This window comes from Salicola sp. AFF1 (genome assembly GCF_056783195.1).
Genome location: NZ_JBXAYL010000002.1, coordinates 117,815 through 131,927, shown reverse-complemented (window position 1 = coordinate 131,927; position 14,113 = coordinate 117,815). Strand labels below are relative to the sequence as shown.

The following is a 14,113-nucleotide window of genomic DNA, read 5'->3' as shown; positions in this document are numbered from 1 at the left end:
ACAGGATTGGCGACTACGGGCACACCACCAACACAAGCCGACTCAATGCGCCTCCCTTGGCGAGCCAGCCTTATCGGCAAACCAGTGATACAGCGCCGGAATGACCACCAGGGTCAACACCGTGGACGTGATCAGCCCGCCTACCACCACCGTCGCCAGCGGTCGCTGCACACCACTGCCCGTGCCGCTGGCTACGAGCAGTGGCAGCAACCCGAGAGACGTGGTCAGCGCCGTCATGAGCACCGGCCGGACACGAAGACAGGCACCCTGGAGCGAAGCATCATCCACCTTCATCCCCTCACGCACCAACTGGTTCAGGTAGGTGACCAGCACCATGCCGTTCTCCAACGCAATACCGAACAGCGCGATGAAGCCGACGGAAGCGGGCACTGACAGGTTCTGGCCGGAAACCCAGAGCGCGGCGATACCGCCCACCAACGCCAACGGGATGTTGAGCAGAATCAAGAGCGTACTGCGCAGCGAACGGAAGCTGATGTAGAGCATCAGGCAGATCAGCGCGAGCGTTACCGGAATCACGATGGCGAAGCGCGCATTGGCCTTTTGCTGCAACTCATACTGGCCGCCCCACTCAAGCAGGTAGCCCGTAGGCAGATCCACCTGCTCGCTGATCGCCTTTTGGCCAGCCTCAACAAAGCTGCCAATATCCCGGCCCTCCACGTTGGCCTGCACTGTTATGTAGCGCTGGGCGTTTTCACGGCTGATCTGGCGCGGGCCACTGATCTTCTCCAGCTTCGCCAGCTGGCTAAGGGGAACCTCAGCCCCATCAGGGGCCTCAATCAGGATATTGCTCATGGCCTCCAGATCGTTCCGGTCCTTTTCCTGATACCGGACATACACATCAAAACGGCGTATCCCCTCGAAGATCTGCCCGGCCGTTGTGCCGCCAACGGCGTTGCGGATGCGCTTCTGCACACGCGCCATGCTGATGCCGTAACGCGCCAGTGCGTCCCTGTCCGGGCGGATGCGCATCTGGGGGGCGCCAATCACCTGGTCCGCTTTGACATCCGCCGCCCCCGGGACCTGGCGCAGCACCCCGGCAATCGCATCCGCCTTTTCCTTCAGGGTATCCAGATCATCGCCATAAAGCTTAACCGCCAGCTCGGACTTCACGCCTCCGACCAGTTCATCCACGGAGAGCTGGATGGGTTGGGTCATGTTGGTCATGATGCCCGGCATGCCTTCAAGCTTTTCCCGTATGGCCTGCTCAATGGCCGCCTGGTCGTCGTAGCCAAGCGCTTCCCACCTGGAGCGCGGCTCCAGCACCACCAGCGAATGCACGGTGTTGATGGGGTCCGCATGGGCGCCGACTTCACCACGGCCCACCCGGCTCACGGCTTTCTTCACCCCCGGAACGCTGAGCATCCGTTTCTCGGCAAGCATGGTGTTGCGCTTGGCCTCACTGAGCGAGATCGAGGGGGCGAACGTCATGTTCACGATCAGGTCGCCCTCATCCATGCGTGGCGCAAACTCCGACCCCAGGCGCGGGAACAGGACCGCCCCCAGGCCAAGAAGGCCCACCGCCAGGAGCACCGCCAGCGAGCGCCGGGCGATGAAGAAGCGCAATACCGGCCGGTAGAGCACCAGGATCCACTGGACGATCAGCGACTCACGCCTATAGCCATGGTCCTCGGACTCACCGGCGATCGGCCGTGAAGGAATCAAACGGCGCCACCACTGCTGCAAGCCACCTTTGCCCCCCTCCCTGGGCCGACGCATGATCAGGCTGGCCAATACCGGCGTGAGAAAGAGCGCGTAGACCAGCGATCCGACCATGCCCAGGGCCACGGTGTAAGCCAGTGGCCGGAAGGTCTTGCCCGCGACCCCGGTCAACGTAAATAACGGCAGGAAGACGACAACGATGATCGCAATGGCGAAGAGGATGGGCGCCGCGACCTCGCGACACGCCCGCGCCACTACCTGGATCCGGGGCTCGTAGCGTTCCGCTTCATGCAGGTGGCGGTCGATGTTCTCCACCATCACGATGGTGCCGTCCACCATCAGGCCAATGGCAATGGCCAGTCCCCCCAGGCTCATCAGGTTCGCGGAGATGTCGAACCAGTACATGCCCACCACCGCGAACAGTACGGAGAACGGAATGGCCGCGGCAACCACCACACTGGGCCGGAAACCACCCATGAATACGAACAGCACCAGCACCACCAGTACGATCCCCTGGAACAGGGCGCTTGAAACCGTATCCACCGCGTTCTGGACCAGGGTCTTCTGCTCGTAATACGGAACGATCTTCACACCCTCGGGCAGGCTGTCCTGGATGGAGGCCAGGCGTTTTTCGACCCGCTGGATCACGGCCGAGGTATTGGCGCCATAGAGCTTGACCACCATCCCCGAGACCACTTCCTTCTCACCATTAAGGGTCTGGAGACCCTGGCGGACTTCACCGCCGATCTCAACACTGGCAATGTCCGCCAGCCGCACCGGGGTGCCATCAACCGTCTTGACGGTTACCCGCTCCAGGTCCCGGATGCCACTGGCCAGCCCCTCGGAGCGGATCACGAACTGCTCACCGCCCTCTTCCAGGAACTGCGCCCCCACGTTCAGGTTGCTGGAACGCACCCGCTCGATCACCTTCTGCAGATCCAGGTCATAGCGCTGCAGGGCATCTGGATTGACGTTCACCTGGTACTGCTTCTTGTGGCCACCAATCCCGAGCACTTCCGTAACGCCCCGCACAGTTTCCATCTTCGGCTTGATCAGCCAATCCTGGATGGTGCGCAACTGGGTCAGGTCGTACTCATCCCTGGGAGCGTCCAGGTAGTAGTAGAGAACCAGACCCTGACCACTGGCGATGGGCCCCATCTGGGGCTCGCCAAAGCCTTCCGGAATGCTTTCCCGCGCTTTCTGCAACCGCTCACTGACCAGCTGACGGGCATGGTAGATATCCGTGCCATCCTCGAAATAGACACTGACCACCGACAGCCCGAAATTCGAGTTGCTCCGGATTTCCCGCACCTTCGGCAGGCCCGTCATGGCCTGCTCGACGGGATAGCTCACATAGGTTTCCACCTCCTCGGGGGCCAGCCCATCGGTCACCGTGAAGACCTGCACCAGCGTCGGGGAGACGTCCGGCACCGCGTCCACGGCCAGTTTCTGCCAGCTCCAGATCCCGCTGGCCAATACCAGAATCCCCAGCAATACCATCAGAAGACGGTTGCGAAGGGACACATCCATCAGTCGTTCAATCATGTTTCAGTGCTCCCGGATCGCGATGGCCTCAGTGGGAATGACCGGCATGCTTGAGTTTCTCACGGCCGAATTCCGCCTTGAGCGTGAAGGTGTTGACGGCGGCGTAACGTTCCCCCGCGTTAAGCCCCTCACGAATGGCCACCTTGCCCCCGGCCTGGCGCCCGAGCTTGACCGCACGGGCCTCGAAGCCCTTATCGGTCCGCACAAACACCCTGGGCCCACCATCCATGGTCTGGATGGCGCTGCGCGGGACCACCACATCCGCATCCACCGTTTCCACGGTCACACGCCCGGTGATGAACTGCCCTGGATACCATTGGCCATCGGCGTTATCCAGGACCACGCGCGCCCTGGCGGAACGGGTCGATTCCTGCATCAGCGGTGATACATAGGTAATAGGGCTGGTGGCCGCAGCGTCGGAATCCGTTGCCTTAACGGTGACACTCTGGCCGGGCTGGACATCATCAATACTCTGGGGAAAGATACTGAGACGCCCCCAGACCCGTTCCCGGCTGGCGATCATGAAGGGCGAATCCCCGGTGGCCCTGGCATCCACCCGCTCACCCCGGGTGAGGTGGCGCTTGATGATGGTGCCATCCACAGGCGCGGTCAGCTCATAGCGGGCAAGGCTGTCCTCGCCCTCAAGGTCCAATGCCTTGATCGCCGCCTCCGTCATGCCCAGTGTGCGCAGCTCACGCCGCGCCAGCTCCACCTTCACGCGGGCCTCGCTCAAGGCCTGGCGACTCTCCTGGAGCTCCGCCTTGGAGGCAATCTGGTCATCAGCCAGGCGCTGCTTGCGCTTGAAGGTGGCCCTGGCCAGCTCAAGACCCGCCTTTGCCGACAGGAACTGCGAGCGCATACGGGCCAGCTCGCGGCTGGAAAGCACGGCCAGCACATCGCCCTTGCTGACCTGGTCACCGCTTTGTTTCAGCAGTTTCTCGGCACGTCCAGAGACACGAGCCGTCACGTGCGTGACCAGCCCCTCGTCGAACACCACTTCACCGGGAAACTCCCGGGTGATGGCCAACGATGCCGGGCCGGCTTCCCGCACCTCCAGGCCGAATTCGTGGATCACCTCGTCCGCCAGGGACAGTTCCCGGTGGGAACCTTCTTCATGGTCATGCGGTGCTTCACCGGCGGCATGCCTGCCCTCTTCTTCATGACCGGAATTGCCATGATCGCGGTGCCCTTGCTCTTGCTGGTGCGCCTTTTCGTGGTTTGAATCATCATGGTCTTCATGTTCCTGTTGTTGGCCATCATGGTTATGGACATGATCGTCATGGGCATGCTGCCCCTCATCATCGCCGCAGCCCGCAAGCACTGCCAGCAGTACCAGTGCGACCAGAGTGTTCCAGCGCTTCATTGCATTGCCTCCCCGGGGGCCAGGCCGGCCGCCTCTTTCAGTTCAAATTGTGCGATACGGGCCTCAAGGAGCAGGTCCTCGCGGGTGCGCTCGGCCTCCCAGACCGCGCCCGTGGCATCAATCAATTCCGCCAGGCCCACGCTGCCCGCGCGATACCCTTTGTCCGTCTGTTCCAGCACCTGCCGCGACGGGGCCAGAATCCGTTCACGATGACGCCGGAGACGTTCCACCAGCCGGGTCAGGCTATCGTGACGGCTGCTCAGGCGTCGTTCGAGTTGACGCCGGCGTTCACGCAACGCCTGGCGCGCCTCATCGGCCTTGCCACGGGCCGCCTCGGCGCGCCCCCCATAGGTGGTCCACAACGGCACCTCAACACCGAGGCCCACGGTGTAACCCGTCTCCGCGGATCCCTGAACCGCCAGACGCTCCCGGTTCAGCGACAGCTCAAGATCGGGAATCCGGCTCGCATCCGCTTCGTGCACCCGGGAACGGGCAGACTCGGTCCGATGGCGTGCAGCCACCAATGCCGGGTGTCCTTCAAGCCGCTCGCGTAGCCGGGCCAGAGACGGGGGGCGCGAAGCATCCACGCCGCTGCCCGATGGCACCGGATCGACCGGCGCCTCCAGCGCCAGCTGACTGCGGAATTGCTGAACAATATCGGCCTGGTGACGGCGCGCATCGGCGAGCGCGGCCTCCGCACGGGCGGCCAACACCCCAAGCCGCTGGGCCTCGCGTGGCGCGATATCCCCGTTGCCAGCACGCTGCTGAGCAATGCGTTCAAATCGCTGGGCCTGACCCTTGCGGCGCTCTGCAATACGAACGCGCGCCCGGGCATGGCGAAGGCGCTGGAAAAGCCTTGCAGTACGATTGGCCACGGAAAGGGAAGCCGCCTGGGCGCTAGCGCGTGCGGCCGACAATGCTTCACCGGCTGCCTCGGCATCGGCGGCACTGCGCCCGCCGACGGGAATCCGTTGGGTCAGGCTCATCCTCTGCACCCGCACGTCATCGGTCTGGAGCTTACGCCCCAGCACATCACCCGCGGTGAGGCTGAATGAGGGGTTGGGCAGGCCACCGGATTCAGCGTACTGCCCTTTTTCACGACGCACGGCCGCGCGCCGGCGCTCGATCTCTGGCGACACCGACCGTGCCTGCTCAATGCTTTGCTGCAGGGTCCAGGTGTCGGCAACCGCACTGGCGGACACACCCAGAGCGAGCGCTACCACTAATACGGCGCACGAACACACCCCTCCCCCACAGACCCGTTTGGGGTTCTGCATGGTAATAACTCCTCAATAGGAAGACCGGAACGATCCGTTGACCGCTCCACGGCACAAAAGGCTCTAGGGAGGTCAGCTCAGGGGTGGGTCGCGCGGCTGGGGAAGTGTGTACCTGGGGGGTGGCTGAGGCGCCTGTACGAGCTGTACTCCGCCTTCAACCGGGACTGTATCGGCAAGAATCACACGGGGCCAGTGAAGGGGCACGGGATCCAGGGACCAGTCGCCAACCTGTTCCCGACTGGAGGGGTCCCCATCCAGCCCGCTCTGGTCCCCGTGAGCCTCATGGGAGAAGTCCGCATGGACTAGGTCCGTGCTCCCCGACTCATAGTCGCCGAGTTGGTGAAAGTGCAGACCGGCACCGAACAACAGCTGAAGCACGAACACAAGCGCCAATGCGGCACTGATCCGGCGCCTGAATCGTGGGGGATTCACCAATGTAATGTCTGCCACATGCGACATCGGGGATGACCAGCCTGGTCGGTGAAGGGCGGTCCGTTGGGATCGACACGCTGGATCATACCCAGCCCCGGGATGCCTTGCAAGGAACCAGCCCATGCGCAAGAATCCCTAAGCATCTTGCCTGGTCATGGTTAACGGAGAATCTTAGTGGGCCACCAGCACAATCATGCAACGGGAGACCAACGGGTCGGTATTGCCATTGCCAGCAACCTGTTGCTCACCCTGGCCCAGGTCGTGGGCGGCCTTCTTTCCGGCAGTCTCGCTCTCATTGCGGATGCCCTGCATAACTTTTCAGACATGGCCTCCATGGTGATCGCGCTGATGGCGCGACGCATCGCACGCCGCCCCGCCGACCCCGCCATGACCTTCGGCTACGGCCGGATTGAAACCGTGGCTGCCCTGGTCAACTACACCACCCTGATCCTGATCGGTCTTTACCTGGCCTTTGAAGGCATCATGCGGCTACTGGCTCCGTCTGAGGTAGCAGGCATGGCGGTTATTGCCCTTGGAGGTCTGGCCCTGGTGGTGGATACGCTCACGGCTGTGCTGACCGGCTCCATCCAGCACGGCGGCGCTAACATCCGCGCCCTCTTCCTGCACAACCTGAGCGATGCACTGACCTCGGTCGCAGTCGTCATCAGTGGCTTGCTCATCGTGCTGTACGACTGGCGACTGATCGATCCCCTGATCACCCTGCTCATCGCTGGCTACATCCTGTGGCTTTCGGCACGCGACATCGGCGGCGTCATCCGGGTTCTGATGCTGGGAAGTCCGCCCGATGTCGACACTGAGGCGGTGCTGGACTGCATACGCGGACTTAACGGCGTGGAAGGGATCCATCATGCCCATTTCTGGCTGATGGAGGAGAATACTGCTGCTCTGGACACCCATGTGGTAGTGGCCAATCATGCGTGGCCCGAGCAGCAGCGGCTCAAGGATGAGATCAGGAACGCGCTGGATACCCACTTTGGCATCCACCATACAACTCTGGAGCTGGAGCCCGCGAGCCACCAGCACGCGGACGCCAGTCTTTACGGTCGGGGCTGATCAGCCCTCGAACAGCACATCACAGGAGAGCCCTTCCTTTTCGAGGATTTCGCGCAGGCGCCGCAGCGCCTCGACCTGGATCTGACGAACCCGCTCACGGGTCAGACCGATCTCTGCCCCCACCTGCTCCAGCGTCATGGTGGCGTAGCCACGCAGCCCAAAGCGCCGGCACAGCACTTCCTGCTGCTTCTCACTGAGCTGCTCCACCCACTCCCCAAGGCACCCCTTGATGTTGCTTTCCTGCAGCAGCGCGGCCGGGTCGGCGGAGCCTTCGTCGGGCACGGTATCGAGCAGGGACTTGTCACCGTTGTGGCCAATGGGTGTATCCACCGACGCAACCCGTTCATTGAGACCGAGCATCCGCTTCACGTCCTTCACCGGCTTATCGCACTTTTCGGCAATTTCCTCGGCGGTGGGCTCATGATCCAGCTGCTGGCTCAACTCCCGGGAAGCGCGCAGGTACAGATTGAGTTCTTTCACCACATGGATGGGGAGCCGAATGGTGCGGGTCTGGTTCATGATGGCCCGCTCAATGGTCTGGCGGATCCACCAGGTGGCGTAAGTGGAAAAACGGAAGCCACGTTCCGGATCGAACTTCTCGACCGCCCGGATCAGCCCCAGGTTGCCCTCCTCAATCAGGTCCAGCAGCGTAAGACCGCGGTTCACATAGCGGCGGGCGATCTTCACCACCAGCCGCAGGTTGCTTTCGATCATGCGCCGGCGACCGCTTTCATCACCATCACGGGCCAAGCGCGCGTAATGCTTTTCCTCTTCCGGCGTCAGCAGCGGTGAGAACCCGATCTCATTGAGATACATTTGGGTGGCATCCGCCTGTTGCTGGCGGCTGGTGTAGCTGTAACGGGACGTGCGCGAGCGCGCGCGCTCAAGCGCTTCCGTGTTGTCCTCGACCAGCTTTTCGGCCTCTTCGTTGGCGGCAACTGCCTCTTCCGGATCCATCACCGCCTCCTCAGCCGATGCGTCAAGCGCTACTTCCTGAACCATCTCTTCAGACATAGTGTTCACCCTGCGTTTACTGATCTACCCCTTGAACGCGTCCGGTCTTGTTCGATTTCTTATCGACCGGTCTTAACGGATCAGCGACGCGGGAGGTACTGCATCGGGTTCACCGGCTCGCCCCGCCTCCTTACCTCGAAGTGGAGCATGGTCCTGTCGGCTCCCGAACTTCCCATCTCAGCGATGGTCTCACCCTGTCCCACATTCTGGCCCTCTTTAACGAGGATACTGCGATTGTGGGCGTAGGCACTGAGGAAGGCTTCACTGTGGTTAACGATGATTAGATTGCCGTAACCCAGCAACCCACTGCCCGCATAAACCACGTTGCCATCCGCAGCAGCCCTGACGGGATCTCCCGCGTCACCCCCGATATCAACACCTTTGTTCACATCGGAGCCGCCTGATGAATATTTCGCAATAATCGGGCCAGAGTGGGGCCATGCCCAGTCGATTTCGGACGACGCTTCATCAGTCACCTGTAACGCATTGTTACTCGGGGAGCCTTGGGAAGGCGTCTCTTTCCTGGTTGGGCTCTGCTCGGAAGGGGTGTTTTGCCCGGATGATGAGCGTCGGTTTGGAGACACTGATCCGCCGTTGTCCCCGGATGCCGCAACATTATCCGGGACCTCCACGTCAAACCGGATCACATCCCCGGGATGGATTTCATAGGGTGGCTCAATATCATTGGCAGCGGCGAGTCTGCGGTAGTCCCAGCCATAGCGCATGGCAATGCTGTAAAGGGTCTCCCCCTTGGAGACGCGGTGATGACCCCAGTCCACTCGCGGGTTGTAATCGCTGTCGAGAAGCAGGTCGGTTGAGTTACAACCGCCGACCAAGAGCACGACCAGAATGGGGAAAAACCGTTCCCGGAGCCACCGGATGCCGGTTCTCGCCTGTTCAGTGATCGCCTGCCCGACGGTTGTGAACCTTAGCCCCACAAGAATTATCCGTTATCTATTTCTCTTTTTTTATTCCTAAAAATTCAAAGCAATTCAATAGAACCTCAGGAGACGTGGATAAACCGCTCTTTTGTTTGAATAAATTTTACACAAAGCCGGTTACGCACCTGCCCTGTTTCGTTACCTGAGGGAACACCCGCCGTAACAGATCACACAACCTCTGTGCACCAGTGCCCAGTCCGGCATATGATCCCGTTCAAGTGTACGATCCACACCGAGGTACCGCCAGTTACCCGACGCTCCTGCTCCTGTTGCCCAGCCACTCCACCAGCAGGATCAGCCCTAGCCCCAACCCCACAAGCATCACCACCAGGCCGGTCTGGGGCGCGCCACCTGTCAACTCGGCATAATGCCAGGGAGCAAGATTCTCATACAGCAATGGGTCAGTTTCCCCACCAGACCGATGACGCCATGCCACGACCTGTTTCCAGGGCCATAGGTTGGTGAGTGACCCCAGCATGAACCCCGTCAAGACCGACAGGGTCACGGACGGAAAACGCGACAGGGTGGCTGCTACCAGGCGCGCCATGGCAATCAGCCCCAGCGCACAGCCACCGGCGAACACCGCCAGCACCGCCAGGGCTGGCTCACGGATGGCATCCAGGATGGGCTCGTAGAGACCAAGCAGCAGCAGGATGAAGCTTCCGGATATACCGGGCAACACCATCGCGGAGATAGCCACAAAACCGGCCGCAAAAGCGATCAGGGGAGTCAGGGCCAGCGTGGCGGGCGTAAGCTGGGCAATACTCCAGGCAACGGTGCTACCAAGCACGAGTCCAAGGGCCGGGGCCAGCGACCAGCGGGGCACCTGGCGCCCCACATGTATCACGGCGCCAACGATCAGGCCTGAAAAAAAGCCCCGCACGAGCATCGGGTGCTCATCAAGCAATGTCCCGATACCATGCGCCAGGGTCACAACACTGAACAGGATCCCGGCCAGCAACAACACAAGGAAGCCGGCATCCATAACCTGCCATGCCCGGCTGAGACTGCGTTCCCGCACCAGGGTCAGACCGGCTTCGGGAATATGGCCAAGCGCGTCCAGAAGACGCTGGTAGATACCAGTAAGCAGCGCCATGGTGCCGCCTGAAACACCAGGCACGATGTCTGCCGCGCCCATCAGGCAGCCCCGCACCACGATGCCGGGGACGGACTGGGCGCGCTGGTCGTTCATCGAACCACGCCGCCTAGCACGGGCACGAAACGCACCGGTTCAATCTCCCGGCGCTCAAATTCGTCCCCATTGCGGGTTATGATTGTGAGCATCTGGGTTTCATACCCCAATGGGGCCACGATGCTGCCGCCATCCGCCAGCTGATCGTACAGCGCCGACGGTACGGTGCCAGGCGCTGCTGTCAGGATCATGCCATCAAACGGCGCTGCCTCCGGCCACCCCTGGCTGCCGTCCCCAAGACGCAGAAACACGTTGCGGTAGCCCAGACGCTGCAACCGCTCGCGTGCCTGACGGTGCAGGCCACCAATGCGTTCAATGCTGTACACCTCTTTACCCAGATAAGCGAGTATTGCCGCCTGATAGCCGGAACCGGTGCCCAGCTCCAGGATCCGCGTGGCACCGGAAGCCAACAGGAGCTCGGTCATACGGGCCACTACATAGGGCTGGGACAGGGTCTGCTGATACCCGATGGGCAGCGCGGTATCCTCGTAAGCACGGTGTGACAGCGCCTCATCCAGAAAGATATGCCGGGGCACATTCGCGATGGCATCCAGTACCTCCGCGCTCTGTATGCCCTCGTCTCTGAGACGCTCCACCAGCCGCATCCGGGTTCGTTGGGAGGTCATGCCAATCCCCTGGAGTTCGGTGTTCATTCAGAGTCCGTCTTTCAGCCAATCATTCAGGTTCTGGAAGGTTTCATAATGGGTCATGTCCACCTTCACCGGTGTGATGGACACGCACCGCTCACGAATCGCGTGAAAGTCGGTTCCGGGGCCCGCGTCGTCCTCGTCCCCGGCGGCACCAATCCACATCCGCTCCCGCCCCCTGGGGCAGTGCACCCGTTGCGGCAGTTCCCCCCGTCCACGATGCCCCAGACGGGTAACCTGGAAGCCCTCAAGCTCGCTCCAGTCCACATCGGGCACATTCACATTGAGTACCGTTCTGGGAGGAACCGCCAATGGATCCGGGCGCAGCAGGAGGCTGCGAACCACCCGGGCCGCCGTATCAAATCGCCAGTTGCCCTCGTTGGCGAGCGAAACCGCGATTGGCGGATGGCTCAGGAGGCGCCCTTCCACTGCGGCAGCCACGGTCCCGGAGTAGATGATGTCGTCACCCAGGTTGGAGTGGGTATTGATGCCGGAAATAACCCGGTCAAACTCAACCCCGAACATGTTTCCGATCCCGAGGTGAACGCAATCCGTCGGCGTTCCATCGATGGCCGTAAAGCCTCCTGCGACCTCCGTGGCGGCCAGCGGCCGCGTCAATGTGAGCGCGTTGCTGGCTCCCGAATGGTCACGATCCGGCGCCGCCACGCGTACGTCGCCCAAATCCTCGAGTGCCTCGTAAAGCACCTTGAGTCCCGGCGAGTGAACCCCATCGTCGTTGGAAAGAAGCAGTTTCATGGCGTTCGGGAACCATCCTCCAGATCCAGAATCTCGTTGATCACCACAGTGGCAAAGGCGCCAGCGGGCAGAAAGAAATCAAACACGGCACTATCGCCAGTCTGCTCCAGAGCGCAGTCTAACGGTTTCAGCACGAGGCTGCGACGATCAGCACGCATTCTCGTGGCGCGCAGCAGCGCCATAAACGCGGGGTGCTGGGCTGCAAATGCCAGTTCCGCCTCAGCCAGAGGCCCCTGGGCACCACAACAGTCATCACCGTACAACGGGCCCGAGGGCCAGGATTCGGGATCGCCCTCCCATTGCTCCCGCCAGTCACCCGCGCGCAGTCTGCGAGCCAGCCACTCATTGAACAACCAGCTCCGAGCGGCGGACAACAGCATGCCGGAACGAGCCCGCTCCCGTGGCCGTTTCAGCCGCTCCGGATCGAGCTCCGCGGCCGCTTGCAGGTTGCCCCCATCACGCCCAAATCGCTGGGATCCAAAATAGTTCGGACAGCCGTTTCTGGCCAGCGCCTGCCAGCGGGAAGCCAGAACCGACTCATCCGCCTCCAGATCCCGGACCCGGAGGCGGAAGCGGTTACCCGCCAGTTCCCCGGTTCGCAGCTTGCGCCGATGACGCTCCGTCGACAGGATCCGCCATTGCCCGGCTATAGACTGCAGCACCGCATCCGTTCTGGCGGGCGCACAGGGCAGACTGAACCATTGCCGTGTAACGGCATGGCGATCCTTGCGCCCGGCATAACCCACCGCCCCCGCCGGACAACCGGCCAGCCGCGCCAGCCCCCGGGCTACCCAGTCGGTATTATCACCACACTTTTCAAGCTGGACGAACAGGTGCTCACCCTCACCGTCGGGCTGCCACCCCAGACTTTCGGTCACCTCGAAGTCCTCGGGAGCCACACGGATCCGGCCCGAGCCCACAGCCTCGCCACCGGCTCTCGGCCATTCCAGAGACCAGTCCGTCATGTATCCCCGCTAGCGCGCCGGCTTTCCACCAGGCAGACCGCCTGGGCCGCAATACCCTCGGCACGCCCAACAAAACCCAGGTGTTCGGTAGTGGTTGCCTTAACGCTAACCCGTTGTGGATTAACGGCAAGGTCCTCCGCAATGTTATGGCGCATGGCGTCCACGTGAGGCCCCATCTTCGGGGCCTGTGCCATGACGGTGGCATCAATATTCACCAGCTGGTACCCCTGCATGCGCACCTGGCGGTAGACCTCGCGCAGCAAGGCACGGCTGTCGGCATCGCGCCAGCGCTGTTCGGTATCCGGGAACCAATGACCGATATCGCCCAGCGCGATGGCGCCAAGAAGTGCATCACTGACAGTGTGCAACAGCACATCACCATCCGAGTGGGCCCTCAGCCCTTGGTCATGGGGGATTACCACGCCACCGATGCGGATATGGTCTCCCTCTTCAAAGGCGTGAACGTCGAACCCCTGCCCGACTCGTATCATCTGCCAGCCCCTTCGGTTTCCCGCTGTTGCTCAATAAACCACGCTGCCATGGCCAGATCCTCCGGCTGAGTAACCTTGATGTTATCCGCCCTGCCCGGCACCACCAACGGCTGATATCCAAGATGCTCCACTGCCGAGGCCTCGTCCGTCACCGACGCGCCCGCGGCGTTGGCGCTGAGTAAGGCGCGCTCAAGGACACCGCGGGGAAAGAGTTGCGGCGTCTGGGCCCGCCAGAGCCGACTGCGCTCGCGCGTGGCAACGACGTAACCGCCTGCATCCACTTCCTTGACGGTGTCGGTGATGGACTGCGCCAGAAGACCGCCTGATTGATCGTTTCCAGCAGCTGCCAGCAGCGCATGGATGTCCGAGGGCGTAATGCAGGGACGGGCGGCATCATGCACCAACACCCGACGATCCGGGGGCAGCGCCAGGGCCCGGAGCCCCGCAAGAACGGAGTCGGCCCGGCTGGCTCCGCCGATACAGGTGCGGACATGGCGGGCCGCGGCACTACGGGTCAGTGGCCACCAGCCGTCATCGGCGCCCAGCGCCACCATAACCGGGGCGTCTGGCAGCGCCCACGCCAGTCGGTCAATCGTGACGTCAATCAGGAGGTCGTTACCGAGACACTGGTACTGTTTGGGACGATCTCCCCCAGCACGGGCACCAATACCCGCAGCGGGAATGACAATGGCTGGTGACTGCGCCTCCACGGCGGTACAAGCCGGCATAGGGGCGG

General features: G+C 62.2%; 13 protein-coding genes. 1 reads left to right on the top strand and 12 read right to left on the bottom strand.

From position 1 onward, the window contains the following. Positions 1-42: 42 nt before the first annotated feature. From AC1RQI_RS01945 to AC1RQI_RS01930, 4 genes are all read right to left on the bottom strand, one after another. Positions 43-3,225 (bottom strand): efflux RND transporter permease subunit, encoded by a 3,183-nt coding sequence (locus AC1RQI_RS01945; protein ID WP_481903456.1) that lies wholly within the window; start codon positions 3,223-3,225, stop codon positions 43-45. A gap of 28 nt (positions 3,226-3,253) precedes the next feature. Next, positions 3,254-4,588, bottom strand: coding sequence for an efflux RND transporter periplasmic adaptor subunit (locus AC1RQI_RS01940; RefSeq protein ID WP_481903455.1), 1,335 nt, complete (start codon positions 4,586-4,588; stop codon positions 3,254-3,256). Then, positions 4,585-5,865 (bottom strand): TolC family protein, encoded by a 1,281-nt coding sequence (locus AC1RQI_RS01935; RefSeq protein WP_481903454.1) that lies wholly within the window; start codon positions 5,863-5,865, stop codon positions 4,585-4,587. The genes AC1RQI_RS01940 and AC1RQI_RS01935 overlap by 4 nt, the downstream gene beginning before the upstream one ends. Positions 5,866-5,937: 72 nt before the next feature. Further along, entirely contained in the window at positions 5,938-6,297 is a 360-nt protein-coding gene (locus AC1RQI_RS01930; RefSeq protein ID WP_481903453.1) for a hypothetical protein, read from the bottom strand. Positions 6,298-6,471: 174 nt separating this feature from the next. On the opposite strand from AC1RQI_RS01930, the gene AC1RQI_RS01925 reads away from it, so the two are divergent. Beyond that, positions 6,472-7,371: a cation diffusion facilitator family transporter gene (locus AC1RQI_RS01925; RefSeq protein WP_481903452.1), complete on the top strand. Its 900-nt coding sequence runs from the start codon at positions 6,472-6,474 to the stop codon at positions 7,369-7,371. Here AC1RQI_RS01925 and rpoS read toward each other — a convergent pair whose 3' ends face one another. From rpoS to ispD, 8 genes are all read right to left on the bottom strand, one after another. Continuing rightward, entirely contained in the window at positions 7,372-8,385 is a 1,014-nt protein-coding gene (rpoS, locus tag AC1RQI_RS01920) for an RNA polymerase sigma factor RpoS (protein ID WP_416635074.1), read from the bottom strand. Positions 8,386-8,465: 80 nt separating this feature from the next. Beyond that, entirely contained in the window at positions 8,466-9,323 is an 858-nt protein-coding gene (locus AC1RQI_RS01915; protein ID WP_481903451.1) for a peptidoglycan DD-metalloendopeptidase family protein, read from the bottom strand. 250 nt (positions 9,324-9,573) lie between these two features. Further along, on the bottom strand, positions 9,574-10,518 hold the full coding sequence (locus AC1RQI_RS01910) for a DUF368 domain-containing protein (protein WP_481903450.1): 945 nt from the start codon (positions 10,516-10,518) through the stop codon (positions 9,574-9,576). Next, positions 10,515-11,171 (bottom strand): protein-L-isoaspartate(D-aspartate) O-methyltransferase, encoded by a 657-nt coding sequence (locus AC1RQI_RS01905; RefSeq protein WP_481903449.1) that lies wholly within the window; start codon positions 11,169-11,171, stop codon positions 10,515-10,517. Before AC1RQI_RS01905 ends, AC1RQI_RS01910 begins: the two co-directional genes overlap by 4 nt. Then, positions 11,172-11,921, bottom strand: coding sequence for a 5'/3'-nucleotidase SurE (surE, locus tag AC1RQI_RS01900; RefSeq protein WP_416635078.1), 750 nt, complete (start codon positions 11,919-11,921; stop codon positions 11,172-11,174). Then, positions 11,918-12,886: a tRNA pseudouridine(13) synthase TruD gene (gene truD / locus AC1RQI_RS01895; RefSeq protein WP_481903448.1), complete on the bottom strand. Its 969-nt coding sequence runs from the start codon at positions 12,884-12,886 to the stop codon at positions 11,918-11,920. Before truD ends, surE begins: the two co-directional genes overlap by 4 nt. After that, on the bottom strand, positions 12,883-13,377 hold the full coding sequence (gene ispF / locus AC1RQI_RS01890; protein ID WP_416635080.1) for a 2-C-methyl-D-erythritol 2,4-cyclodiphosphate synthase: 495 nt from the start codon (positions 13,375-13,377) through the stop codon (positions 12,883-12,885). The genes truD and ispF overlap by 4 nt, the downstream gene beginning before the upstream one ends. Then, positions 13,374-14,105 carry a 2-C-methyl-D-erythritol 4-phosphate cytidylyltransferase gene (gene ispD, locus AC1RQI_RS01885; protein ID WP_481903447.1) on the bottom strand — a complete coding sequence of 244 codons (732 nt, stop codon included), beginning with the start codon at positions 14,103-14,105 and terminating at the stop codon, positions 13,374-13,376. The genes ispF and ispD overlap by 4 nt, the downstream gene beginning before the upstream one ends. Between the last annotated feature and the right edge of the window lie 8 nt (positions 14,106-14,113).

Bases quoted from the DNA above. Each gene is read 5' to 3' on its own strand.
- truD (WP_481903448.1), bottom strand. From the start codon at position 12,886: ATGACGGACTGGTCTCTGGAATGGCCGAGAGCCGGTGGCGAGGCTGTG.
- ispD (WP_481903447.1), bottom strand. From the start codon at position 14,105: ATGCCGGCTTGTACCGCCGTGGAGGCGCAGTCACCAGCCATTGTCATT.
- AC1RQI_RS01910 (WP_481903450.1), bottom strand. From the start codon at position 10,518: ATGAACGACCAGCGCGCCCAGTCCGTCCCCGGCATCGTGGTGCGGGGC.
- AC1RQI_RS01935 (WP_481903454.1), bottom strand. From the start codon at position 5,865: ATGCAGAACCCCAAACGGGTCTGTGGGGGAGGGGTGTGTTCGTGCGCC.
- surE (WP_416635078.1), bottom strand. From the start codon at position 11,921: ATGAAACTGCTTCTTTCCAACGACGATGGGGTTCACTCGCCGGGACTC.
- AC1RQI_RS01945 (WP_481903456.1), bottom strand. From the start codon at position 3,225: ATGATTGAACGACTGATGGATGTGTCCCTTCGCAACCGTCTTCTGATG.
- rpoS (WP_416635074.1), bottom strand. From the start codon at position 8,385: ATGTCTGAAGAGATGGTTCAGGAAGTAGCGCTTGACGCATCGGCTGAG.
- AC1RQI_RS01905 (WP_481903449.1), bottom strand. From the start codon at position 11,171: ATGAACACCGAACTCCAGGGGATTGGCATGACCTCCCAACGAACCCGG.
- AC1RQI_RS01940 (WP_481903455.1), bottom strand. From the start codon at position 4,588: ATGAAGCGCTGGAACACTCTGGTCGCACTGGTACTGCTGGCAGTGCTT.
- ispF (WP_416635080.1), bottom strand. From the start codon at position 13,377: ATGATACGAGTCGGGCAGGGGTTCGACGTTCACGCCTTTGAAGAGGGA.